The organism is Pseudoroseomonas cervicalis (genome assembly GCF_030818485.1).
GTDB classification, from domain to species: Bacteria; Pseudomonadota; Alphaproteobacteria; order Acetobacterales; family Acetobacteraceae; genus Pseudoroseomonas; species Pseudoroseomonas cervicalis_A.
The window spans coordinates 1891588-1914858 of record NZ_JAUTAJ010000004.1 but is presented as its reverse complement, the minus strand read 5'-3'; the positions used below and the strand labels follow the sequence as shown (position 1 = coordinate 1914858).

Annotated in this window: 16 protein-coding genes and 3 pseudogenes; 9 read left to right on the top strand and 10 right to left on the bottom strand. The window is 75.0% G+C overall.

The window, feature by feature from the left end; all coding sequences use genetic code 11:
- Positions 1 to 230: 230 nt before the first annotated feature.
- Both QE401_RS23090 and QE401_RS12825 read left to right on the top strand, forming a co-directional pair.
- Positions 231 to 1271: pseudogene (locus QE401_RS23090) on the top strand (methyl-accepting chemotaxis protein); the annotation flags it as partial.
- A 49-nt stretch (positions 1272 to 1320) separates the two neighbouring features.
- Complete coding sequence (locus QE401_RS12825; RefSeq protein ID WP_307138582.1) at positions 1321 to 2496, top strand: MFS transporter; 1176 nt, start codon at positions 1321 to 1323, stop codon at positions 2494 to 2496.
- A gap of 85 nt (positions 2497 to 2581) precedes the next feature.
- On the opposite strand, the gene QE401_RS12820 is transcribed toward QE401_RS12825, so the two are convergent.
- Together QE401_RS12820 and QE401_RS12815 are read right to left on the bottom strand one after the other, a co-directional pair.
- Positions 2582 to 3430 carry a metallophosphoesterase family protein gene (locus QE401_RS12820; protein ID WP_307138581.1) on the bottom strand — a complete coding sequence of 283 codons (849 nt, stop codon included), beginning with the start codon at positions 3428 to 3430 and terminating at the stop codon, positions 2582 to 2584.
- Entirely contained in the window at positions 3427 to 4377 is a 951-nt protein-coding gene (locus QE401_RS12815) for a diacylglycerol/lipid kinase family protein (RefSeq protein ID WP_307138580.1), read from the bottom strand. Before QE401_RS12815 ends, QE401_RS12820 begins: the two co-directional genes overlap by 4 nt.
- 115 nt (positions 4378 to 4492) lie before the next feature.
- On the opposite strand from QE401_RS12815, the gene QE401_RS12810 reads away from it, so the two are divergent.
- Positions 4493 to 6574 (top strand): methyl-accepting chemotaxis protein, encoded by a 2082-nt coding sequence (locus QE401_RS12810; protein WP_307138579.1) that lies wholly within the window; start codon positions 4493 to 4495, stop codon positions 6572 to 6574.
- A 517-nt stretch (positions 6575 to 7091) separates the two neighbouring features.
- On the opposite strand, the pseudogene acnA reads toward QE401_RS12810, so the two are convergent.
- Positions 7092 to 9789, bottom strand: a pseudogene (gene acnA, locus QE401_RS12805) (aconitate hydratase AcnA).
- A gap of 93 nt (positions 9790 to 9882) precedes the next feature.
- Here acnA and ccmA point away from each other — a divergent pair.
- The gene (gene ccmA / locus QE401_RS12800; RefSeq protein ID WP_307138578.1) at positions 9883 to 10518 is read left to right on the top strand and encodes a heme ABC exporter ATP-binding protein CcmA; all 636 of its coding nucleotides are present in this window, start codon (positions 9883 to 9885) and stop codon (positions 10516 to 10518) included.
- The gene (gene ccmB / locus QE401_RS12795) at positions 10515 to 11165 is read left to right on the top strand and encodes a heme exporter protein CcmB (RefSeq protein WP_307138577.1); all 651 of its coding nucleotides are present in this window, start codon (positions 10515 to 10517) and stop codon (positions 11163 to 11165) included. The genes ccmA and ccmB overlap by 4 nt, the downstream gene beginning before the upstream one ends.
- Before the next feature lie 142 nt (positions 11166 to 11307).
- On the opposite strand, the gene QE401_RS12790 is transcribed toward ccmB, so the two are convergent.
- The 3 genes and pseudogenes from QE401_RS12790 to tsaD all read right to left on the bottom strand — a co-directional run bounded on the left by QE401_RS12790 (position 11308) and on the right by tsaD (position 14213).
- Positions 11308 to 12315: an NAD(P)H-dependent glycerol-3-phosphate dehydrogenase gene (locus QE401_RS12790; protein ID WP_307138576.1), complete on the bottom strand. Its 1008-nt coding sequence runs from the start codon at positions 12313 to 12315 to the stop codon at positions 11308 to 11310.
- Between the two features lie 4 nt (positions 12316 to 12319).
- Positions 12320 to 13149 (bottom strand): annotated as a pseudogene (locus tag QE401_RS12785) (23S rRNA (adenine(2030)-N(6))-methyltransferase RlmJ).
- Complete coding sequence (gene tsaD / locus QE401_RS12780; protein ID WP_307138575.1) at positions 13146 to 14213, bottom strand: tRNA (adenosine(37)-N6)-threonylcarbamoyltransferase complex transferase subunit TsaD; 1068 nt, start codon at positions 14211 to 14213, stop codon at positions 13146 to 13148. Before tsaD ends, QE401_RS12785 begins: the two are co-directional and overlap by 4 nt.
- 46 nt (positions 14214 to 14259) lie before the next feature.
- Between tsaD and hemC the strand changes: the two genes are divergently transcribed.
- Genes hemC through QE401_RS12760 form a run of 4 tightly spaced genes read left to right on the top strand, consistent with a single transcriptional unit; the run spans position 14260 to position 19277 of the window.
- Positions 14260 to 15366 carry a hydroxymethylbilane synthase gene (gene hemC / locus QE401_RS12775; protein WP_307138574.1) on the top strand — a complete coding sequence of 369 codons (1107 nt, stop codon included), beginning with the start codon at positions 14260 to 14262 and terminating at the stop codon, positions 15364 to 15366.
- A gap of 10 nt (positions 15367 to 15376) precedes the next feature.
- Complete coding sequence (locus QE401_RS12770) at positions 15377 to 16168, top strand: uroporphyrinogen-III synthase (protein ID WP_307138573.1); 792 nt, start codon at positions 15377 to 15379, stop codon at positions 16166 to 16168.
- Positions 16165 to 18036: a hypothetical protein gene (locus tag QE401_RS12765; RefSeq protein WP_307138572.1), complete on the top strand. Its 1872-nt coding sequence runs from the start codon at positions 16165 to 16167 to the stop codon at positions 18034 to 18036. Before QE401_RS12770 ends, QE401_RS12765 begins: the two co-directional genes overlap by 4 nt.
- On the top strand, positions 18036 to 19277 hold the full coding sequence (locus QE401_RS12760; RefSeq protein ID WP_307138571.1) for a heme biosynthesis HemY N-terminal domain-containing protein: 1242 nt from the start codon (positions 18036 to 18038) through the stop codon (positions 19275 to 19277). Before QE401_RS12765 ends, QE401_RS12760 begins: the two co-directional genes overlap by 1 nt.
- An 84-nt stretch (positions 19278 to 19361) precedes the next feature.
- On the opposite strand, the gene QE401_RS12755 is transcribed toward QE401_RS12760, so the two are convergent.
- The 4 genes from QE401_RS12755 to QE401_RS12740 all read right to left on the bottom strand — a co-directional run bounded on the left by QE401_RS12755 (position 19362) and on the right by QE401_RS12740 (position 23213).
- Positions 19362 to 19799 (bottom strand): hypothetical protein, encoded by a 438-nt coding sequence (locus tag QE401_RS12755; RefSeq protein ID WP_307138570.1) that lies wholly within the window; start codon positions 19797 to 19799, stop codon positions 19362 to 19364.
- Positions 19800 to 19890: 91 nt separating this feature from the next.
- The gene (locus QE401_RS12750) at positions 19891 to 21672 is read right to left on the bottom strand and encodes a DUF4214 domain-containing protein (RefSeq protein WP_307138569.1); all 1782 of its coding nucleotides are present in this window, start codon (positions 21670 to 21672) and stop codon (positions 19891 to 19893) included.
- 66 nt (positions 21673 to 21738) lie between these two features.
- Positions 21739 to 22512: an urease accessory protein UreH domain-containing protein gene (locus QE401_RS12745; protein WP_307138568.1), complete on the bottom strand. Its 774-nt coding sequence runs from the start codon at positions 22510 to 22512 to the stop codon at positions 21739 to 21741.
- Between the two features lie 122 nt (positions 22513 to 22634).
- Positions 22635 to 23213: a GNAT family N-acetyltransferase gene (locus tag QE401_RS12740; protein ID WP_307138567.1), complete on the bottom strand. Its 579-nt coding sequence runs from the start codon at positions 23211 to 23213 to the stop codon at positions 22635 to 22637.
- Positions 23214 to 23271 lie beyond the last annotated feature (58 nt).

Genomic DNA, 23271 nt, shown 5'->3' with positions numbered 1-23271 from the left:
AAGGGCCGCCCGCCGCCAACCGCATGGGCAACAACGAGGCCAACCGGGCCAATCGCCGCGCCCTGAACGCCGCGCTGGACCGCGCCGCGCGCAGCGCCGAGCGCGACAGCGCCGCCGCGGCGGAGGGCGCCATCGCCTATGCCGGGCAGCTCTCCCGCCTGCTGGCCGGGCTGGTGGCGGCGTCGCTGCTGCTGCTCGGCCTGGTGCTGGCGCTGACCGTGCGGCGCAGCATCCTGCGGCCGCTGGCGGCGGCGACCCAGGGCATCGCCGGCATGGCGGCGGGGCGGCTGGAGCAGGCGGTGCCCGGCGCCCGCCGGCGCGACGAGATCGGCACCCTGGCCGCGGCGGCGGAGGATCTGCGCGAGAATCTGCGCCGGGCCGAGGCGCTGGAGCGCCAGGCGCGGACGCAGAATGCCGAGCGGCTGCAGCGGGCCGAGGCGCTGGCCGGCGCCATGGCCGGCTTCCGCGAGGAGGTGGCGGCCGCCATGGCCGGCCTGTCCCAGGCGGCGCAGGCGGTGGGCGGCGGCGCCGGCGCGCTGCGCCAGGTGACCGAGCGGACCGAGGTTGCGGGCGGCGCCGCCTCCCAGGCGGCGGACAGCACCGCGGCCGAGGTGCGCACCGTGGCCGCGGCGGCCGAGGAGATGGCCTCCGCCGTGCAGGAGATCGCCCGCCAGACCGGGCAGGCGACGCAGATCGCCGCCGCCGCCGCGGATGCGGCGCAGCGCAGCGACCGCACCATGCAGGATCTGACCGCCGCCGCCGCGCGCATCGGCGATGTGGTGCAGCTGATCGGCGCCATCGCCGGCCAGACCAATCTGCTGGCGCTGAACGCCACGATCGAGGCGGCGCGCGCCGGCGAGGCCGGCAAGGGCTTCGCCGTGGTGGCGGGCGAGGTGAAGACCCTGGCCAACCAGACCGCCAAGGCGACCGAGGAGATCGGCAGCCAGATCACCGCCATGCGCCAGGCCACGGGGGCGGCGGTGGAGGCGATCAGCCGCATCGCCGGCACCATCGCGGAGATGGACCGCATCAGCGCCGGCATCGCCGCCTCGGTCGAGCAGCAGGGGGCGGCGACGCGCGAGATCGCCCGCGCCGCCGCCGCCGCCGCGCGCGGCACCCATGAGGTGGCCCGCCGCTCGGAGGAGGTGCGCGGCGCGGCCGGCGAGGCGCGCCAGCAGGTCGCCCTGCTCTCCGGCGCGGCCGAGACGCTGCAGGCGCGCAATGCCACGCTGCATGAGGGGGTGGAGCGCTTCCTGAAGCGCATCGCCTGAGGCGGGCGGGCCAGGCGCCCGCTTGCCGGGCCCGGCCGGCGGGGGGAGGATGGCCACCCCGCCCCGTCCCGCCCGCACCGGTGCCGCCATCGCCGCCCTGCCTTACCTGGCCCTGTCCTGCGCCCTGTTCGCCGCCATCGGCATCGGCCAGCCCTTCCTGCCGGCCTTCCTGGCGGCGCGCGGGCTGAGCCCGGGGGAGATCGCCCTGGCCCTCGCCCTCGGCTCGGCGGTGCGGCTGGTCGCCGGGCCGGTGGCCGGGCGCTGGGCCGATGGCATGCCCGATCCGCGCCGGCTGCTGGCCATCGCCGCCTTCTGCGGCGCGCTGGCGGCCCTCGGCTACGGGCTGGCCTCGGGGCTGGCGGCCTTGCTGCTGGTGCAGGCCGCCTTCAGCGCCGCCAGCGCGCCGCTGATCCCGCTCTCCGACACGCTGAGCCTGGCGGCCTCGCGCCAGGGCCGCTTCGATTACGGGCTGGTGCGGGCCGGCGGCTCCATGGCCTTCATGGCCGCCGCCGCCCTGGCCGGGCTGCTGGTCGGCCAAGCCGGGGTCGGGGTGGTGCCGCTGCTGCTGGCCCTGGCCATGCTGGCGGTGGTGGTGGCGTCGCTGACCCTGCCGCGCGGCGCGGCGCCGCCGCCGCGCCGGGCCGAGGGCTTCGCGGCCGGTTTCGCCGCCACGCTGCGCCGCCCGGGCCTGTTGCGGCTGCTGCTGCTCTCCGGCCTGATCCAGGCCAGCCACGCCGCCTATTACGGCTTCGCCGCCATCCATTGGGGCGCGGCGGGGCATTCCGCCATGACCATCGGCCTGCTCTGGGCCGAGGGGGTGGTGGGCGAGATCGCGCTGTTCCTGCTGGGGCGGCGGCTGCTGGGGCGGCTCGGCCCGGGCGGGCTGGCGCTGCTGGCGGCCGGCGCCGGGCTGCTGCGCTGGCTGGTGCTGGCCGCCACCAGCTGGCTGCCGGCGCTGGTCGCCACCCAATGGCTGCACGCCTTCAGCTTCGGCGCCCAGCACCTGGCGGCGATGCATCTGCTGCTGGCGCTCGTCCCCGCGGCCCAGGCCGGCACCGCGCAGACCCTGCACGCGGCGCTCGGCGTCGGGCTGCTGACCGGGGTGATGACGCTGGCCTCGGGCCCGCTCTATGCCTGGTTCGGCGGCGGCGTGTTCCTGGCCATGGCGCTGCTCTGCGCGCTGGCCCTGCCGCTGGCGCTGTCCTTCCGCCGCCAGCCGGGCTGAGGCGCCGGCCGGGGGGGGGGCGGGTCCACGGCATCGGCCGGCATGCCCGGGCCAGCGGCGGCGGGGCGGGAGGGCGGCCGAGAGCCTAGGCCAGGCTGGGGGCGGGCGGCGCCAGCACCTCGGTCGGCCAGGCGGGGGCGGGGGCGCTGACCCAGGCATTCCCGTCCCAGCGGCGCGGCTCGATGCGCGCCTGCCCATTCTGGATGGTGATGCGGTTATAGGCGTTGGGCTCGCCGCGCAGCCGGGTCGAGATGGCCGAGCCCGCCTGCACCACCAGCAGCTCCGGCCGGGTGTGGCCGGAGGCGGTCTCGGCCGTGCCGGTGCCGCGATGCAGCCGGACATAGCCCCGGTGCAGATGGCCCGACAGGATCAGCCGCACGCCCGCGCGCTGCAGCACCTCCAGCGCCGGCGCGGCGCGGTGCGCCAGCGGCGTGTCGGGCGCGTCCTCCGGCGCCAGGAAGGGGTGGTGGGCGACGACGATGCGGAACAGCCCGGGCGGCAGCTCCTCCAGCCGGCGCAGCAGGCGCTGCAGCCGGTGGCGCTTCACCCGGCCCTCCTCCCAGGCCAGATGGGGCGCGGCGCGCACCACCGTGTTCAGCCCGATCACCGCCAGATGGTCGTCGCGCCAGAAGGGCTCGGTCTCGCCGCCGACGAAGCGGTGCCAGCGGCCAAACGGGTCCAGGAAACGCTCCCAGGGCCAGTAATTGGTGATGTCGTGATTGCCGGGCACGACGATCTGCGGCGCCTTCAGCGCCGACATGAAGGCGCAGGCGGCGCGGTATTCGCGCGAGCGGGCGCGCATCGTCAGGTCGCCGCTGATGACGATGAGATCGGCCGGCTCGGCATTCAGCGTGTCGATCAGCGCCGCCGCGACGCGCTCGTCCACCCGGCCGAAATGCAGGTCGGAGATATGGTCGATGCGACGCAGACTCATGCCGGGAGCTCCTCCGGGACGGGCGGGCGGGCGATGTCCGGCGCGGCCTCGCGGCGCGGCGCCAGCACGCGCAGCGCGCCGGGATGGATGCGGTATTGCAGGGGCGTGGCCAGCAGCAGCGCCTCGCCATCATTCATCACCCGCAGGTGGCGACGCCGGCTGTGGATGGAAAGGGTGGCGGCGCGCCAGGAGAGCAGCGCCTCGCTGCGCCGCCACTGGCCGGCGGCCATGGCCAGCAGCATGCGCAGGATCCAGCCCAGGCTGAAGCCGCGCGCCACATGCAGGGTCAGCGTGCCGGCATCCAGCACGGGGCGGTGGAACAGCCGGCCCGGCGCCTCCTCATAGGCGTTGTTCACCACCGACAGCGCCCGGGTCCAGACCCGGTGCAGGCGCGGGCCCTCCTCCAGCCGCAGCGCCAGGCGCAGCGGCGGGTGGCGCCAGAACAGCCGCAGCGCCGCGATGCCGAGCCGCCAGCGCGCCGCCAGGCGCAGATCGCCGCGCAGCCGCTCGCGATGCTGGCCGATGCGGTTGGGCAGGCCGATCACCGATTGGCAGAGGAAGGGCTCGCCATTCACCTCGGCCAGGTCGATGGCGCGGATCTCCGCCTGGCCGAGGGCGAGGGCCGCCGCCTCCGGCTCCAGCGGCAGGCCGAGATCGCGCGCCAGCAGGTTCATGGTGCCGAGCGGCAGCACGCCGAGCGCGACGCCCGTGCCGGCCAGTCGCGCCGCCACGCTGCGCAGCGTGCCGTCGCCGCCACCCACGATCAGCACCGGCGCGCCGCTGCCCAGCGCCCGCTCGATGCGGCCGGGCAGGTCGGGCGCCGCATCCTCGGCCACCACCTCCAGGGCGAAGCCGGCCTGGCGCAGCGCGGCCTCGATCCGCGCCGCCAGCTCCGGGCGGCCGAGCAGCGTGCCGGAACGGGGATTGAGCAGCAGGGTGGCGCGCATGGAGGGTCTCGTTCTGTGCCGGGCCAATGCCCCGGGCGGGGCGGGGTTGCGACGCTTCAGCCTCCGTTTACCGGGGCGGGATGACACTGGCGTGAGGTAGGCCCGGAAGGTTCCCATGACGCGTTGGCGTGGTTCGGTGGTGTCGCTGCTGGCGGCGGTCTTCGCCGTGCCGCTGATCGGATGCCTGGCCCTGGCCGGGGTTCTGCTGCAGGATTCCTTCACCCGGCTGGGAGAGGCACAGACCGCCGTGGCGGTGTCCGAGGTCGACCGGGTGCTGTTCCGCGCCAGCCAGCAGGTGCGGCTGCTGACCGGGCCGCTCGGCACCGCGCTGCTGTCGCAGGAGGATGCCACCCCCGCCGTGCGCGACAGCCGGGCGGAGGCGGAGCGCTGGCTGGGCGCCGCGCAGCAGGCCGCCGGCTCGCTCGGCTGGGCCGAGCTGGCCGAGCCGCTGGCCGCGCTGCGCGCCGCGGGCGACACGGTGAAGCGCCATCTGGGCCTGGCCGAGCAGCTGGCGGCGCAGCCGCGCGCCGCGCGCAACCTGGCGACCATGCAGCCGCTGACCGCCGCCGTCGCCGATGCGGGGGAGAAGCTCTCCGACCTTTCCTTCGTCGTCAGCACGCGGATGCGGCTGGTCGACGGCACCTTCGCCGAGCTGGTGGGCATCCGCCAGCAGGCCTGGGCGGCGCGTTCCGCCTTCGGGCGGCAATGCTCGCTGCTGCGGCCCAACATCGCCAGCGGCCAGCGGCTGACCCCGGCCCTGCAGGGCGAGCTGATGGGGCTGCGCAGCCGCGCCGCGGTCGGGCTGGATGGGCTGGAGGATCTGCTGGGCCGGCCCGGCGCCGATCCCGCCCTGCAGCGCGCGACCGCCGCGGCCAAGGCGGAGGTGGAGCAGGCGACGCGCTGGATGGATGGCGCCCTGGCCCGGCTGGATGATGGCGGCCGCGCCGTGGTGCCGGCGCAGGAATGGACCCAGCGCTGCAACGCGCCCTTCGCGCAGATCGTCGGCATCGGCAATGCCGCGCTGGACGCCGCCGTGGCGCATGCCGAGGCGCTGGAGCAGGCAGGCTGGCGCCGCATGGCCATCGCGGCAGCGCTGCTCTGCGGCGCGCTGGCGGTCGGCGCGGTCGCCATGCTGCTGCTGCTGCGCCGCCTGGCGCGGCCGGTGCTGGCGCTGCGCGAGGCGGTGGGCCGCCTGGCCCGCCAGGACTACGCCACCCCCGTGCCGCGGCCCCGCGCCGAGGATGAGTTCCGCCGCATGGCCGAGGCGCTGGAGGCGCTGCGCCTGGGCGCGCAGGAGGCCGAGGCGCTGCGCGCGAAGCAGATGGAGCAGCAGCGCGCCGAGCTGGAGCGGGCCGAGATGGTCTCCGGCCTCTGCGCCGATTTCGAGGGCAGCGTGCGCGCCGCGCTGGGCGAGCTGAGCGCCGCCGGGGAGGGCCTGCACGGCATCGCCGGCGGCATGCGCGAGCAGGCCGGGCGCACCGGGGAGCAGGCCCGCGCCGCGGCGCAATCCGCCGATGGGGCGCTGGGCAATGTGAACACCGTGGCGGCGGCGACCGAGGAGCTCGGCGCCTCGATCCGCGAGATCGCCCAGCGGGTGCAGAGCTCCGCCACCGCGACGCGCGAGGTCTCGGCCCAGACCGAGCGCACCGGCGCCGTGGTGCTGGAGCTGAAGAGCGCCGCCGAGCGCATCGGCGAGGTGGTGGAGCTGATCCGCCGCATCGCCGGCCAGACCAATCTGCTGGCGCTGAATGCGACGATCGAGGCGGCCCGCGCCGGGGAGGCCGGCAAGGGCTTCGCCGTCGTCGCCTCCGAGGTGAAGAATCTGGCCAATGAGACGGCCAAGGCGACCGATGGCATCGCCCAGCTGGTGACCGAGATCCAGGGCGCCACCGGCGCGGCGGTGGAGGCGATGCGCGCCATCGCCGATGGTGTGGCCGGCATCGACCATTCGGCCAGCGCCATCGCCGCGGCGGTGGAGGAGCAGAGTGTCGCGACGCAGGAGATCGCCCGCAGCGTGCAGCTGGCGGCGCATGGCACACAGGAGGTGACGCAGACCATCGCCGGGGTGGCGGAGGACAGCGCCTCCACCGGCAGCTCGGCCGCCACCGTCTTCGGCGCGGTGGAGGAGCTGCGCGGCGTCGGCGGCCGGCTGCAGCGTCAGGTGGATGGTTTCCTCTCGGCGGTGCGCGCCGTCTGAGGATGGGGGCCGGGCGGGGGAAGGGCAGGCCGCGCCGCCTGTCCTCCTTTTCACCCGGCGGACGCCCCGGCTTCAGGTATCCGGCCCGGCCACTGCCCAGATGCAGGGTGTTCCATTCGCCCCGGCTTATGCAGCCGCGGCACAGGAGGATCTCCCGATGATCACCCGGACGCAGCCCGCCCCCCGCCTGAGCGCCAGCACCACCCTGCAGGGCCTGATCGACCTGCCCTGGGGCGCCACCCTGTTCAGCCTGCCGCGCCGCGGCGGCTGAAGCCCGGACGCCGGGGGAGGTCCACACCCCGGCCATCCGGCGCGGCCCGTCCCGGCCGGACCATCCGGCCGGGGCGGGCTTGCCGCCGGGCGTGGCGGTTGAGGGGGCCATGGCTGCCCGGCCCGCCTGGCGCAGGCCGCCGCCGCGTTCCCAGGGGCGCACCCGCGGGACCCCCAACAGAAAGGGCCGGGGCATCGCTGCCCCGGCCCTGTTTTTCGGCTCCGCGCGGTGGCGGGGCCGCCCGGATCAGGCGGCCTTGGCCATGTTGCGCAGCACGTAGTGCAGGATGCCGCCATTCTTGTAGTACTCGACCTCGTCGGCGGTATCGACGCGGCACAGCACCTTGGTGGTCGTGGTGCTGCCATCCGGGCGGTGGATGACGAGATCCAGCAGCATGCGGGGCTTCAGCTCCTCCAGCCCCTGGATGTCGATGATCTCCTCGCCGGTCAGCTTCAGCGATTCGCGGTTCTCGCCCGGCTGGAAGACCAGCGGCAGCACGCCCATGCCGACCAGGTTGGAGCGGTGGATGCGCTCGAAGCTCTCGCAGATCACCGCCTTGACGCCGAGCAGGAAGGTGCCCTTGGCCGCCCAGTCGCGGGACGAGCCGGTGCCGTATTCCTTGCCGCCGAAGATGACCAGGGGCGTGCCCTCGGCCTTGTACTTCATGGCGGCGTCGTAGATCGGCATCACCTCGCCCGAGGGCTGGTGCTTGGTGATGCCGCCCTCGATGCCCGGCACCATCTCGTTCTTGATGCGGATATTGGCGAAGGTGCCGCGCATCATGACTTCGTGGTTGCCGCGGCGGGCGCCGTAGCTGTTGAAGTCGGCCTGCCGCACCTGGTGCTCCAGCAGGTACTCGCCGGCGGGCGAGGTCTTCTTGATGTTGCCGGCCGGGCTGATGTGGTCGGTGGTGATGCTGTCACCCAGCTTGGCCAGCACCCGCGCGCCCTGGACCGAGGCGATCGGCTTCGGCTCGGCGTCCATGCCCTCGAAATAGGGCGGGTTCTCGGACATAGGTGGAGCCGGAGTTCCAGCGATAGGTGTCCGAGCCCGCATCGACGCGGATCGCCTGCCACTGCTCGGGGCCCTTGAAGACGTCCGAATAGCGCTCCTGGAACATCTCGCGGGTCACGACGGCGGCGACGGTGTCGTTCACCTCCTTCGTGCTCGGCCAGATATCCTTCAGATAGACCGGCTTTCCGTCCTTGCCGGTGCCGATCGGCTCCTTGGTGACGTCGATCGAGATCGAGCCGGCCAGGGCGTAGAGCACCACCAGCGGCGGCGAGGCCAGGTAATTGGCGCGGACATTCTGGTGGACGCGGCCCTCGAAATTGCGGTTGCCCGAGAGGACCGAGACGGCGACCAGCTTGTTCTCCTCGATCGCGTCGACGATCGGGTCGGGCAGCGGGCCGGAATTGCCGATGCAGGTGGTGCAGCCATAGCCCACCGTCTGGAAGCCGAGCGCGTCCAGGTGCTTCGACAGATCGGCCTTGTCCAGATAGTCGGTCACAACCTGCGACCCGGGGGCCAGCGAGGTCTTCACCCAGGGCTTCGGCTTCAGGCCCAGCTCATTGGCCTTCTTCGCCACCAGGCCGGCGGCCACCAGCACATAGGGGTTGGAGGTGTTGGTGCAGGAGGTGATGGCGGCGATCACCACATCGCCATGGCCGAGGTCGAAATTGGACCCGGCGACGGGGACGCGCAGATCGGCCTTGTCGCCCGGCACGCCCAGATTGCCCGAGGCCAGCTCCTTGGCGAAGGCCGGGGCGGCGTTGGTCAGCTCGACGCGGTCCTGCGGGCGCTTCGGGCCGGCCATGGACGGCACCACCGTCGACATGTCGAGCTCGAGCGTGTCGGTGAACACCGGGTCGGGCTGGCCTTCCTCGCGGAACATGCCCTGGGCCTTGTAGTATTCGCGCACCAGCTTGATGCGGTGCTCGTCGCGGCCGGACAGGCGCAGATAGTCCAGCGTCACCTCGTCCACCGGGAAGATGCCGCAGGTCGCGCCATATTCCGGGGCCATGTTGCCGATGGTGGCGCGGTCGGCCAGCGCCATATCGGCCAGGCCGGGGCCGTAGAACTCGACGAACTTGCCGACCACGCCCTTCTTGCGCAGCATCTGGGTGACCGTCAGCACCAGGTCGGTGGCGGTCACGCCCTCACGCAGCTTGCCATGCAGCTTGAAGCCGATGACGTCGGGGATCAGCATGGCGATGGGCTGGCCCAGCATGGCCGCCTCGGCCTCGATGCCGCCGACGCCCCAGCCCAGCACGCCCAGGCCGTTCACCATGGTGGTGTGGCTGTCGGTGCCGTAGCAGCTGTCCGGATAGGCGAAGGTGTCGCCCGCATCGGTTGCGGTCCACACGCCCTGCGCCAGGTATTCCAGGTTCACCTGGTGGCAGATGCCGGTGCCGGGCGGCACGACGCGGAAATTGTTGAACGCCTCCTGGCCCCAGCGGAGGAACTCATAGCGCTCGCCATTGCGCTCGAACTCGATATCCACGTTCTTCTGGAGCGCGGTCGGGCTGGCCGAGACATCGACCATGACAGAGTGGTCGATGACGAGGTCCACCGGCACCAGCGGGTTCACCCGGCGCGGGTCGCCGCCCAGCTTGGTGATGCCGTCACGCATGGCGGCCAGGTCGACCACGGCGGGAACGCCGGTGAAGTCCTGCATGAGGATGCGCGCCGGGCGGAACGGCACCTCCTTGTCGGACTTGCCTTCCTTGACCCACTCGGCGACGGCGCGGGCGTCGTTGGTGGTGTAGGAGCGCCCATCCTCGAAGCGCAGGATGTTTTCCAGCAGCACCTTCAGGCTGAAGGGCAGGCGGCTGATGTCGCCGATGCTCTTCGCCGCCTCGGGCAGGCTGAAATAATGGTAAACCTTGCCGTCCACCGTCAGCGCCTGGCGCGCTTTCAGGCTGTCCTGCCCGATCATCCGCATGGTCCGGGGTCCCCTCACTATTTGCTGCGAACGCTGCCGCTTATTACACGGAGCGATGCCACGGTCCATCGGCGGGCGTGGGACCGGGGTGCCGTGCTGGAAGCAAAAGAGATCGGGGTGTTGCGGGGGGACCGGCTGGTCTTCGCCGGCCTGTCCTGCCGGGTGGCGCCGGGCGAGGCCGTGCTGCTGACCGGCGCCAATGGCGCGGGCAAGTCGACCCTGCTCCGGGTGCTGGCCGGGCTGGTGCCGCTGGCCGAGGGCGCGCTGCTCTGGCAGGGCGAGCCCGCCCTGGCCGACCGCGCCGCCCATGCCGCCAGGCTGCGCTACCTGGCGCATGCCGACGCGCTGAAGCCCGGGCTGAGCGCCGCCGAGAATCTGGGTTTCTGGGCCCGGCTCTGGGGCGGCGATGTGCGGCAGGCCCTGGCCGCGCTGGATCTGGCGCCGCTGGCCGAGCTGCCGGCGCGGCTGCTCTCAGCCGGGCAGAAGCGGCGCCTGGCGCTGGCCCGGCTGGCGCTCGCCCCGGTGCCGCTCTGGCTGCTGGACGAGCCCTCGGTCGGGCTGGATGCCGCCTCGATCGAGCGCTTCGGCGCCCTGCTGGCGGCGCACCGGGCGCAGGGCGGCGCGGTTGTGGCCGCCACCCATGTGCCGCTGCCGCTGCCCGGCGCGCGGGAGCTGCGCCTGGCCGCGCCCCTGCCGCCGGACGAGTCCTGGGAGGAGGAGCCGGCATGATCGCCCTGCTGCGACGGGAGCTGCTGCTGGCCGCCCGCCACCCGGCCGACACCCTCGCCGCCTGCCTGTTCTTCCTGCTGGTGACCGCGCTCTTCCCCTTTGGCGTCGGGCCTTCGCCGGAGATCCTGGCGCGACTCGCCCCCGGTGCCCTGCTGGCCGCCGCTTTGCTGGCGGCGCTGCTGCCGCTCGACCGCCTGTTCGGGGCGGAGGCGGAGGATGGCTCGCTCGACCAGCTGCTGCTCTCCGGCCTCTCCGGCGCGCAGATCGCGGCGGCCAAGGCGCTGGCGCATTGGCTGACCACCGGCCTGCCGGTGCTGCTGGCCACCCCGGTCGCCGCCGCCATGCTGAACCTGCCGGAACGCGCCTGGGGCGTCACCCTGCTGGTGCTGGCGCTGGCCACCCTGTTCCTGTCGCTGCTCGGCACCGCCGGCGCCGCGCTGACGCTGGGGGCGCGGCGCGGCGGCGTGCTGCTGCCGCTGCTGGTGCTGCCACTCGCCATCCCCGCCATGATCTTCGGCGCCGCCGGGATCGAGGCCGCGGCCAGCGGCATCCCGGTGCGGCCCTTCCTGCTGCTGCTGGGGGCGCTGGTCGCCGCCGCGCTCCCGCTGGCGCCACTGGCGGCCGGGGCGGCGCTGCGGGCGGAGTAGGATTGAGGGGGCTTTGCCCCCTCAAACTCCCCCAGCAGGGGACAGGGTCCCCTGCACCCGCCTTCAGTTTTTTAGAGTCTAAACAGATGGGTTTCCAAAGGCCTCAGGCCTTTGGTGGGGAGTGAGAGGGGCAAAGCCCCTCTCAAGAACCGCCCGGCCCCTCCGGCTGCAGCCCCTCCTGCCGGCGCGGCCTTGCCAACAGCGCTTCCATGGCGCGCGGCACGTCCAGCGCGCCGGACAGCACCGCCGCCACCGCCGCCGTGATCGGCATCTCCACCCCGGCCTCGGCGGCGCGGGCCAGCAGGGCGGGCGCGGTCGCCACCCCCTCGGTCACGCTGCTCCGCCCGGCCAGGATGTCTTCCAGGCTGCGGCCCTGGCCGAGGGCGAAACCGAGCGAAAAATTGCGGCTGCCGGGGCCGGTGCAGGTCAGCAGCAGATCGCCCAGGCCCGACAGCCCCGCCACCGTCTCCGCCCGCCCGCCCAGCGCCACGGCGAGGCGGGAGATCTCCGACAGCCCCCGCGTCACCAGCGCGGCGCGGGCATTCTCGCCGAGTCCGGCCCCCATCACCGCCCCGGCGGCGATGGCGACCACGTTCTTGGCCGCACCCCCCACCTGCACGCCCACCGGGTCGTCCTGGCCGTAGAGGCGGAAGCCGGGGGTGGCCAGCCGCGCCGCCGCGGCCTCGCGCAGGCCAGAATCCACACTCGCCACCACGGCGGCGGCGGGCAGACCGGCGGCGACCTCGGCGGCGAAATTCGGGCCGGACAGCACGCCGGTGGAGAGGCCGGGCCTCAGCAGGGCCAGCGTCTCAAGCGGCAGGCGGTGGCCGCGCACCGTCACCCCCTTGGCGGCGACCAGGGAGGGCGGCAGGGCCGGAAAACCCGCCAGCACGCTTTCCAGATGCTGCGCCGGCACCACCAGCAGGGCCAGCCCCGCGCCCGCCAGCGCCTCGGCCGGGTCGGCGGTGACGCGGATGGCCGGGTGCAGCCGGTGGCCGGGCAGATGCGCCGCATTCTCCCGGCTGGCCTGCATCTCGGCGGCGCGGGCGGGGTCGCGCGCCCAGAGCATCACCTCGCCCCCGGCCCGCGCGGCCTGGAGCGCCAGCGCCGTGCCCCAGGCTCCGGCGCCGATCACCGCGATCCGCTGCATCGCCCTATTCCTCGGCCAGGCGGCTGACGGCGAAGCCCTGGCCGGGCTCGCCATCGCCCAGATGCTCCAGCAGCGCGGCCAGGATGGCGCGCGCCTCCTCCTCGAACTTCCAGGGCGGGTTCACCACCACCAGGCCGCAGCCATTCAGCCGCTGCGGGTCGGTGGGCTCGCGCAGCCACAGCTCGCAGGCCAGGATGTCGCGCACCCCGCTCTCGGCGATGGCGGTGTGGAAGGCGCGCACCGGGGCACGGTGCTTGATCGGGTACCAATGCGCCTGCACGCCGGCGCGGAAGCGGTGCGCGACGGTGGCCAGCGCCTCGGCCATGCGCTCGAACTCGCCCTCCTGCTCGAAGGGCGGGTCGACCAGCACCAGGCCGCGCTTCTCGGCGAAGGGGGTGAGGGCGGAGAGCGCCTCCCAGGCGTCGCGCTTGTGCACGGCGGTCTGCGGGTCGCCGCGGAACAGGGTGCGCAGCGTGGCGCTGTCCTCCTCATGCAGCTCGCACAGCACCAGCCGGTCGCGCGGGCGCAGCAGCATGCGCGGATCAGCGCCGGGCTGCCCGGGTAGCGCGGCGGGAAGCCGGCGCGGCGCACCAGCTCCAGCCACTCGGCCAGCGGGCCGTCCTCGATCGCCAGCAGCCGGCCGACGCCGCGTTTCCACTCGCCGGTGCGCTCGGCTTCCGAGCCGGTCAGGTCATAGGCGCCGATGCCGGCATGGGTGTCGAGCACGCGGAAGGGCGTGTCCTTCACCGCCAGCCGCCGCACCAGCGCGACCACCAGCGCGTGCTTCATGCAATCGGCGAAATTGCCGGCATGGAAGGCGTGGCGGTAGTTCATGCGGCATCCCCCGCGCGCAGCTCGTCCAGCGGCCAGCGCGGGCGCGGCGCGTGGTCGAGGCCGTCGGTCAGCCCCGCGCGCAGCCGCTCGATCCCCGCCCAGGCGATCATCACCGCATTGTCGGTGCAGAGGCGGATCGGCGGGGCCACCAGCGGCAGCCCGGCCTTCGCCGCTTCGGCCGAGAGGGATGCGCGCACCGCCTGGTTGGCGGCGACCCCGCCCGCCACCACCATGGCCGTCGCCCCGGGCAGCATGGCCAGCGCGTTGCGCGCCCGGTCGGCCAGCACGGCGGCCACCACATATTGGAAGGCGGCGGCGAGGTCGGCGCGGTCCTGCTCCGTGACGAGCTTCGGGATGCTCTGCGCCACCGCCGTCTTCAGCCCACTGAACGAAAAATCGCAGCCGGGGCGGCCGAGCATCGGGCGGGGCAGGGGGAAGCGCTTCGGGTCGCCGCTCCGCGCCAGCGTCTCCAGCGCCGGGCCGCCGGGCCAGGGCAGGCCCATCAGCTTGGCGGATTTGTCGAAGGCCTCGCCCACCGCGTCATCCAGGGTGGAGCCCAGGCGCCGGTAGCGTCCCAGCCCCTCGACGGCGACGCATTGGCAATGCCCGCCGGAGAGCAGCAGCAACAGGTAGGGAAATTCCACCGGCCGGTCGACCACGCCGCTCTGCAGCAGCAGCGGCAGGCGGGCGGTCAGCGCATGGCCTTCCAGATGGTTCACCGCGACGAAGGGCAGGCCATGCGCGATGGCCATGCCCTTGCCGAAGCTGGCGCCGACGATCAGCCCGCCGATCAGCCCCGGCCCGGCCGTCGCCGCGATGCCGCCCAGCTCGGCCGGCCGCACCCCGGCTTCCGCCATCACCTGGGCGGCGAGGGAGGGCAGATGCGCCAGATGCGCGCGCGCCGCGATCTCCGGCACCACGCCGCCGAAGGGCGTGTGCTCGGCGAGCTGGCTGCGCACCGCCTCGGCCAGGATGGTGCCATCGGGCGCCAGCAGGGCCGCCGCGGTCTCATCGCAGCTGGCCTCCAAACCCAGAACTGGTCCCTCGATAGGCGCCGATCGCATCCGTTCCTGCCTTCCCCATGCCGGGCCGTGGTTCTATGACGGCGGCATGTCGTTTGCCCACCCTGTCCCGCCGCTTGCCCCGGCGGGAAACCTCGTTTCCGGCCGTGTCATGGCCCCTGCGGATCAGCGGGGCGGTGTGGGCGGACACCCCGCAGCGGTGACGAAGCCCACGCCCGGCGGGCCGGTGAAGCCGCATGCGCGGCGCTCCCTGCCGCTGCGCGTCGGCACCCGCGGCTCGCCGCTGGCGCTGTGGCAGACCCGCACCTTCCTGGAGCTGGTGCTGCATTTCTGTCCCGTCCTGCGCAATGCCAAGGCCTTCGAGGAGCATGTCATCGCCACCTCGGGCGACCGCATCCAGGACAAGCGGCTGGCGGATATCGGCGGCAAGGGGCTGTTTGCCAAGGAGATCCATGAGGCGCTGCTGGATGGCCGCATCGATTTCGCGGTCCACAGCCTGAAGGATCTGGAAACCGAGCTGCCGCCCGGCATCGTGCTGGCCTGCACGCTGAAGCGCGAGGATGCGCGCGACACGCTGGTGCTGGGCCCGGGTGCCGCCGGCGCCGACCCGGCCGACCCCTTCTCCGCCATCCCGGCCGGGGCGCGCATCGGCACCGCCAGCCTGCGCCGCCAGGCGCAGCTGCTGCATGCCCGCCCCGACCTGAAGGTGGAGATGATCCGCGGCAATGTCGGCTCCCGCCTGGCCAAGCTGGCGGGCGGCGAATGCGACGGCACGCTGCTGGCGCTGGCCGGGCTGAAGCGGCTGGGCCTGGAGAGCCATGCCTCGGTGGTGCTGGATGCCGAGGCGATGGTGCCGGCGGCCGGCCAGGGCATTGTCGGCGTCACCGTGCGCGCGGCGGATACCGAACTGCATGAGCTGCTCTCCGGCATCGAGGACCGCACGGCGCGCGCCGTCTCCCGCGCCGAGCGGGCGCTGCTGGCGGCGCTCGACGGCTCCTGCCGCACCCCGATCGGCGGCCATGCGCGGCTGCTGCCGGGCGGCGAGCTGCATCTGACCGGGCTGGTGGCGCGCCCCGATGGCAGCTTCCTGCTGAAGCGCAGCCTGCATGGCGCGGCCGGCGATGCCGAGCGGATCGGCCGCGAGCTGGGCGAGAGCCTGCGCGCCGACAGCCCCGCCGACATTTTTATCAGCTAAAGGCGGCGCCGTGTCGCAGCCGCCCGCCATCCTGGTCACCCGGCCGGAGCCGGGCTGCGCCGAGACGATGCAGGCCGTGGCCGCGCTGGGCTGGCGGCCGGTGGCCGCGCCGGCGCTGGTGCTGCGCCCTTGCGCTCCCGCGACCGGCTGGGACCGCCCGACCCAGGCGCTGCTGCTGCCCAGCCGCGCCTCGGCCCGCGCTTTGGCGCCGCTGCTGGCGCGCGGCCTGCTGCCCGCCGCCCTGCCGGTGCTGGCGGTCGGCCCCGGCACGGCGGAGGAGACGCGCCGCGCCGGCTTCACCGATGTGCTGATGGCCGAGGGCGATGCCGTCTCGCTGGCGGCGCTGGCCGCGGCGCGGCTGGATCCGAAGGGCGCGCCGCTCTGCCTGGCCGCCGGGCAGGGCTACAGCATGGCGCTGGCCAGCGCGCTGCGCGGACATGGCTTCGCGGTGCGGCGGCGCGTGGTCTATGCCGCCCACCCGGCCACCGCCCTGCCGGAGGCGGCGATCGCGGCGCTGAAACAGGGAGAGATCCGCGCGGCCCTGTTCCTGTCGCCCCGCTCGGCCCATGTGACGCAGCGCCTGCTGCGCGGTTCCGGTCTGGCCGAAACCGTGCGGCAGGTCACGGCATTGGCGCTGTCGTCCCGGATTGCCGGGGCGCTGGCGGGAATGCCTTGGCAGGTGATCCGTGCTACCCCGGTGCCCGATCTCGCGGCGTTGCTGGCCCTGCTGGGCCCGGCGCCGCGCCCGGCTCCGGAGGGGGACGGGTCCGAACCGCAGAGCGAGGGGCAGGAGAGAGCATGAGCGATACGCCGAAGGACAGCCCCCAGGGTGGGTCGGCGCGTGAGCCGGCGCAGGGCGGCCGCCAGGCCGGGACGGGCCGCAAGGGCGGCCGCGAGATCCCGCCCGTGGTGCCCCGCGCGCTGAGCGCCGCCCTGCCCGAGGGGCCGAAATCCGGCGTGCCGCAGCAGGGCAAGGCGCCGGCCGCGCCGGGGGCCGCGGGCCCTGCCGCCGGGTCGGTGTCCGCCGGCTCTGCCGCCGGCCAGCCGGCCACGCCGCCGCCCGGCGCCGCGACGCCCGCCGGCAGCGCGCCCGGCGCCACGGCCTCCGGCGGCACGGCGCCCGGCACCACCCCGCCCGGCACCACCCCGCCCGGCAGCGCGGCGCCCGGCCCGGCCGGCGGCGCCACCCCGGCCTCGCGGCCCGGGGTCGCCACGCCCGCCGCGCCCGCCGCAGCCACGCCCGCCGCCGGCACGCCACCGGCCAGCCCCGGCACGGGGGCTGGCGCCGCCGCCCCCAGCCCGGCCGCCCCCAGCCCCGCCGCGCCGCCGGCGCAGCCGGGGCCGGGCGTCGCCGGTGCGCCCACACCCTCTCCGGCGGCCTCGGCCGCCCCGCCTGCGGCCCGCCCCGCCGCGCCCACCGACGCGACCAGGACGCCGCCTCCGCCGATGCCGAAACCCGTCTCGCCCGATCTCGCCAAGCCCGACAGCAAGCCCGGCACGCCGCCGCCGCCTGCGCGCCCGACGCCGCCCGCCGCCACCGCGCCTGCCGCCGGGGCACAGCGCTACGCCCATCTGGCCCTGCCGCTGGCCGGGGGTGCCGCGCTGCTCTCGCTGATCGCGCTTGGCGTTGTCGTCTCGCGCCAGCCGCCCGCCCTGCCCACCGGCCGGATCGAGGCGCTGGAGCAGCGCCTGGCGGCGCTGCAGCCGCTGGATGGCCGGCTCGGCGCGCTGGAGACGGCGCTGCGCGAGCAGGGCGGCGCCACGCGCGCGGCGCAGGAGGCGGCGCAGCAGGCCGCCGCCCGCGCCGGCGAGGCGGCCCAGGCCGGCGAGGCCAACCGCGCCGCGCTGGCGCAGGCGCAGCAGGCGGTGCAGGGGCTGCGCGGCCAGGTCGAATCGCAGCGCAGCGACCGCGAGGCGCTGAGCCGCGCCGCCGAGGCCCGCATCGAGGAGGCCGAGCGGGCGATGAGCCAGCGCATCACCGGCGCCGAGGCGCAGCTGGCGCAGCGCGTCGCCGCCGCCGAGGCGGCGCTGGGCCCGCGCTTCGCCGCCGTCGAGACCACGATGCAGCAGCGCATCGCCGCCACCGAGGAGGCGGCGCGCCAGCGCATGGCCGAGCGCGACCGGGCGCTGGACCAGCGCTTCGCCGCGCTGGAGCAGCGCGAGACCCGGCTGGCCAGCGCCGAGCGCCGGCTGGCGCAGCTGATCGCCACCACCGCCACCACCACGGCGCTGGAGGCCGGGCGGCCGCTCGGCCGCGCGCTGGCCGGCCTGCCGGGCGAGGCGCCGGCGCCGCTGCGCCGCTATGCCGAGGCCGCGCCGCCCACCGAGGCGTCGCTGCGCCTGTCCTTCGACGAGGCGGCACGCGCCGCCCGCGCCCGCGCCGAGCCGGCGACCGAGGGCCAGGGCATCTGGGAATCGGCCGCCACCCGCCTGTCCAACCTGGTGACGGTGCGGCGCGGCGAGCAGGTGGTCTGGGGCGATGCCATCAGCGGCGAGGTGGAGAATGCCCGCCGCTCGCTGGAGGCGGGGGATCTCGCCGCCGCGGTGCGGCGCATCGAGGCGCTGCCCGAGGGGCCGCGCGGCGCCATGGAAGGCTGGCTGGACCAGGCGCGCGGGCTGCTCGCCGCCCGCGCCGCGCTGGAGGAACTGCGCGCCGGGGGCCAGGGCTGATGCGCCGCGCGCTTTGGCTGCTGCTGGTCTGCGCCCTCACCGTCGGCATCGCCTGGGGGCTGATGCGGCTGGGCGGGGTGGTGGAGCTGCGCGTCGGCGACATGTTCATCGGCGTCTCGCTGCCGGTGCTGCTGATCGCGCTGGTGGTGCTGTTCCTGGTGCTGCACCTGCTGATCGTGGGCACGCGCAGCCTGATCCACTGGCCCGCCCGCATCCGCGCCCGCCGCGCCGAGAAGCGCCGGGTGCAGGGCGAGGCGGTGCTGACCCGCGCGCTGGTCTCGCTGGCCGCCGGCTCGGCCGACGCGGCGCGCAGCGAGGTGAAGCGGGCGCGCGCCCTGCTGGGCGACACGCCGCAGCTGCTGCTGCTGACCGCGGAGGCGGAGCGCATGGCCGGGCGCGAGGATGCGGCCGCCGAGGCGTTCCAGGCGCTGGCCAAGCGCGAGGATGCCCGTTTCATCGGGCTGCGCGGGCTGCTGCGCCAGGCGATCCAGCGGCGCGACTGGGAGGCCGCGAAGGCGCTGGCGCGCGAGGCCGAGGCCGCGCATCCCGGCGCCGCCTGGCTGCGCGAGGAGCGCGCCGTGCTGGCGCTGCGCACCGAGGATTGGCGCGAGGCGCTGGCGCTGGCCGCGCCGCAGACCCCGCGCGCGCCGCTGGCGCTGGCGGCGGCCGGGCAGGAGCCGGATGCGGCGCGCGCCGCCGAGCTGGAGCGCGAGGCCTTCCAGGCCGATCCGGGCTTCGCGCCGGCGGTGCTGGCGCATGCGGCGCGGCTGAACGCCTCCGGCAATGGCCGCCGCGCCAAATCGGTGCTGGAGCAGGGCTGGGCGGCGGCGCCGCATCCGGACATCGCCACCGCCTATCTGGCCGATGAGGTGGAGAAGCTGGCGCGGGTGAAGGCGGCGGAGACGCTGGTGCACCGCAACCGGACCCATGCCGAGAGCCGGCTGCTGCTGGCGCGCTGCGCGCTGGAGGCCGGGCTGACCGGCCGGGCGCGCAGCGAGCTGGAGGCGCTGGTGGCCTCGGGCGAGGCGGATGCGCGCGCCTATCTGCTGCTGGTGGAGCTGGAGCAGGCCGAGCAGGGCGACACCGCCCTGGCGCGCGCGGCGGAGGCCAAATGGCTGCGCGCCGCGACCTCGGCCCGGCCGGAGCCGCGCTGGCGCTGTGCCCAATGCGGCAAGGCGCATGCGCGCTGGCACCCGGTCTGCGACGCTTGCGGCACTTCCGGCCGCATCAGCTGGGGCTAAGCCGCCGGGCGCCAGCGGCGCCCGGCCCTGACAGACAAAAGATGGGGGCCCGGGGGAATTCCTTCCCCCGGCCTTTTTTGTTTCTCAGCCCACCTTCAACGGATTCCCAAACAGCAGCCCGGCCCGCCGGAAGGCCAGCCCCAGCCCCAGCGCCGGCCCCATGGCGGCGTAAGCGCCGGCCGGCGGCAGCAGGCGCAGGAAGGCGGCCAGCGCCTCGCGGCGCGGCCCGCGCTGGGCCAGGGCGAAGGCCAGCAGCAGGGCGGGCTCATCCGCGGTGAAATGCGGGGCGAGCGGGCAGGCGATGGCGAAATCGCCGCCGCGCAGCACGGCGTCGAGAGCGGCCGCGGCCTCGCCCACGTTTTCGGCGATCAGGGGCAGGCGGGCGGCGGGCAGGGCGGGGCGGCCGCTACGGCTGGCGCAGGCCCAGCGGCGCATGGCTTCGAGCAGCAGCGCCTCGGGGGCTGCCAGGGAATCGGGGCAGGAATCGGTCCAGGGCCAGGCGGGCAGGCCATGCGTTGCCATGGGGCATATCTCCCTGTGGGGTCGCCCAGGCTGACGCATGTGATAATCATTCGCAAGTAATACCGTGCAGCCTGGCGGGCAACCGGCCGGTTCAGCGGCCGGGCAGGGCCTCGTCATGGTGCTGCGGGGCCAGGCCGATGGCCAGCACGGCATCGGCGCGGTCGACGGCGTGGCTGGCCAGCATCTCCACCCAATGGCCGAGGGCGGTGGCGTCCATCTCCTCGGCATGGACGTGGCGGTAGAGATTGGCGACGAAGTCGTGGTCGGACTCGCCGGCATGCAGCACCTGGAATTCCGGGCTGGCCATGATGGCCTGGACCAGGCCGCGCGCATCCAGGCTGCCCTCGGCCAGGGCGTTGCCCCAGCGGGCGATGTCGCCGGCATCGGGGGCGCGGCCGAGCAGGGTGTCGCAGGCCAGCGCCAGCAGCTTGCCCATGCCGTCGCCCTCGCCGCCGGGCAGTTTGGGCAGCGGGTCCGGGGTCTCCAGGCTGCCGGCGATGTGGAATTCCACCGGCATGGCGTCGGGCTGGGGCTTGCCGACCAGATGCTGCAGGGTGGCCAGCAGCAGCCCGCCATCGCGCCCGGCGAGCGCGGTCTGCACCGCGCCGTCGCCGAGCAGGCCGCGCAGCGCGCCGGCGAGGTCCACCGCATCCTCCGCCCCGGCGGACCAGGCCAGCAGCATCGGGCCGCCGGCATGGCCGGAGGGAGCGGTGTCGAGGCGCAGCACCTCCTGCGCATCGGCCATGCCGGGCAGGGTCAGCCTGCCGCTGGCCAGGCCCTGCTGGTCGGTCTCGGACAGCCAGAGCAGGGTGCCGCTGCTGAGCGAGAGATGGATCTCGCCGCCGAGGCCCAGCGCGTGGCGCTCCGCCTGCCAGTGCAGGGAGAGGCTGCTGGTCAGGGCCGGGCCGGCCTCGGCCACCAGATGCGCGTCATCGGCCGGCGGGGGCGGCGGCGGATGGGTGGGCGATGGCGGATCGCCGCCGGCACCCGGCGGTGGCGGGCCGGGTGGCGGCGGGCTGGGCGGCGGCGGGCTCGGCGGCGGCGGGCTCGGCGGTGGCGGGCTGGGCGGTGGCGGGCTGGGCGGCGGCGGGCTGGGCGGCGGCGGGCTCGGCGGTGGCGGGCTGGGAGGCGGCGGGCTCGGCGGTGGCGGGCTCGGCGGTGGCGGGCTGGGCGGTGGCGGGCTGGGCGGTGGCGGGCTGGGCGGGGGCGGCGCGGGGGGCAGCTCGATCGCCGGGGGGGCGGGGATGCTGTCGATATCGGTGGTGTTCAGCACCTGCACATTGAGCAGGAAATTCGCCTCCTGCTTGCCGTCGGACACCTCGATCATCACCGGGCGCAGCGTGCCGCCCTCGCGCAGCAGGTCGACGCCGTCGCGCAGCTTCAGGACATTGCCGTCGACGACCTCGAAATAGGCCTCGTCCGGCCAGAGCACGCGATAGGTCAGGGCGGATTTGGAGGTGTCGCGGTCATAGCCCTGCAGCGTGCCGATGACGCCGCCCAGATCGCTTTCCAGCACGAAGCCGCCGGTGGCGAAGATCAGGTCGTGCGGCGGGGTGTCGTCGACGCCGAGCAGGGAGGTGGCGAAGTTGCGGCCGCTATCGACCCAATTGCCGTTCACCTTTGCCTGCAGGCCGAAATTCAGGGTGACGCTGCTGGTGGTGTAGGCCTCGCGGTCGAAGCGCATGCTGGGCACGACGCGCACCGTGCCGGTGGCGGCGTCGTAGCTGGCATCGAACATCGCGCCGGCATTGCCGGTCAGCCGCACATCCTGGATGCCGCTGAGGCCGGAGACGTTCAGCACCGCCTCCCAGTCGCCGGGGCGGTTGTTCTCGATGATCGTCGACGGGACCTCGCCCGTCACCAGCAGCGGCACGCCTCACCCCTCCTTCCCGTCGGCATTTCGGCCGGGGGAGGATGCGGCGGGTTGGTGAAGGAAGGTCTAAGCGGTGGGGGCGAGCAGCCGCCAGGCCAGGGCGCCGAGCAGGACGGCGTTCAGCGCGAAGAGGGCGGCGCCGGCCAGCCGCAGCTGCGGCCCGGCGCGGCGGCCGAAGAAGCGGCCGAGCAGCGCGACGCCGACCAGCGCCGGCACGGTGCCGAGGCAGAAGGCGGCCATGGCGAGCGCCCCCGCCAGCACGCTGCCCGAGGCGGCGGCGCCGGCCAGCGCGCCATAGAGCAGGCCGCAGGGCAGGGCGGAGAGCAGCAGCCCGAGGCCCAGGCCGCGCCAGCCCTGGGGCGCGGCCAGCAGCGCGCCCAGCCAGCGCGCCGGCAGCAGCGGCCGCCGCGCCGGGCCGGGCCGGGGCCGCCAATGGGCGGGCTGCCAGCGCGCCGGCAGCAGGGCGCCGAAGCGCGCCGCCGCCTGGCCCAGCATCAGCAGCGCCGCCAGCAGCAGCAGCCCGGCCAGCAGCAGGCGCGGCCAGCCCAGCGCGCCCTCCACCAGCCCGGCGGCGCCGCCGGCCAGGCCCCCGAGCGCCGCGTAACCCAGCACCCGCCCGGTGTGGTAGGGCAGCAGCGCCGCGCCGGCGAGGCGGGTGAGGAAGGGCCCGCCGGCGCTGCGCTCGGCCCCGGCCGCGGCCTGGGCCAGCACGAAGGGCGCGCACATGGCGGCGCAATGCGTGGCGCCCCCCGCCAGCCCGGCCAGGAACAGCCCGCCCATCAGCGTGGCGAGGCCGCCAGGGCCGAGGGCGGCGAGATCGTGCAGGCAATTGGCGAGCATGGGCCGCATGCTAGCGCCGCGCCGGCGCCGCCGCCTTGCGCGAGATCAAGCGCCGCATCGCGCCGAGCGCGACCCGGCGTGCCGGGCGCGACGCCGGGGCTGCCCCCGCGATCCCGGCGCCGCTACTCGCCGAAGCGGCTGTCGATCCAGTCGCGCCGGGTCAGCCGGTAGAGCAGCTGGCGGCGCATCGGATGGCCCTGCGGCAGCCGCGGATGCGCGAAGCCGCCGGCGCGGCGCATGCCGAGGCGCTCCATCAGCCCCCAGGAGCGCAGATTGTCCGGCAGGGTGAAGGCGACGATTTCGGGCAGTTCCAGCGGGCCGAAACCATGGGCGAGGGCGATGCGCGCCGCCTCCTCGGCATAGCCCTGGCCCTGGAATTCCGGGCGCAGCCGCCAGCCGATCTCGACCGGCGGGTCGGAGGGCGCCTCCCAGGGGATGTCCCAGGGGATGCGGGCCAGGCCGCACATGCCCACCAGCCCCTGCTGCCCATGCCGCTGCAGCGCCCAGAAGCCATAGCCATGCTGCGCCAGATGCGCGGTGATCCGGTCCATGAAGGCATCCGACTCCGCGCGGTCCAACGCGGCGGGGAAGTATCGCATGACGCGCGGATCGGCGTTCATCGCGGCGAAATCGTCGCGGTCGGCCTCGGTATAGGGGCGCAGCGTCAGGCGGGGGCCGTTCAGCGTCACGGGGTCTGGCATGGCGCGGCCAGCCTAACCCGACTTCCCCCCCGCGCCGAAGGGGGTATGGTGGACGCAA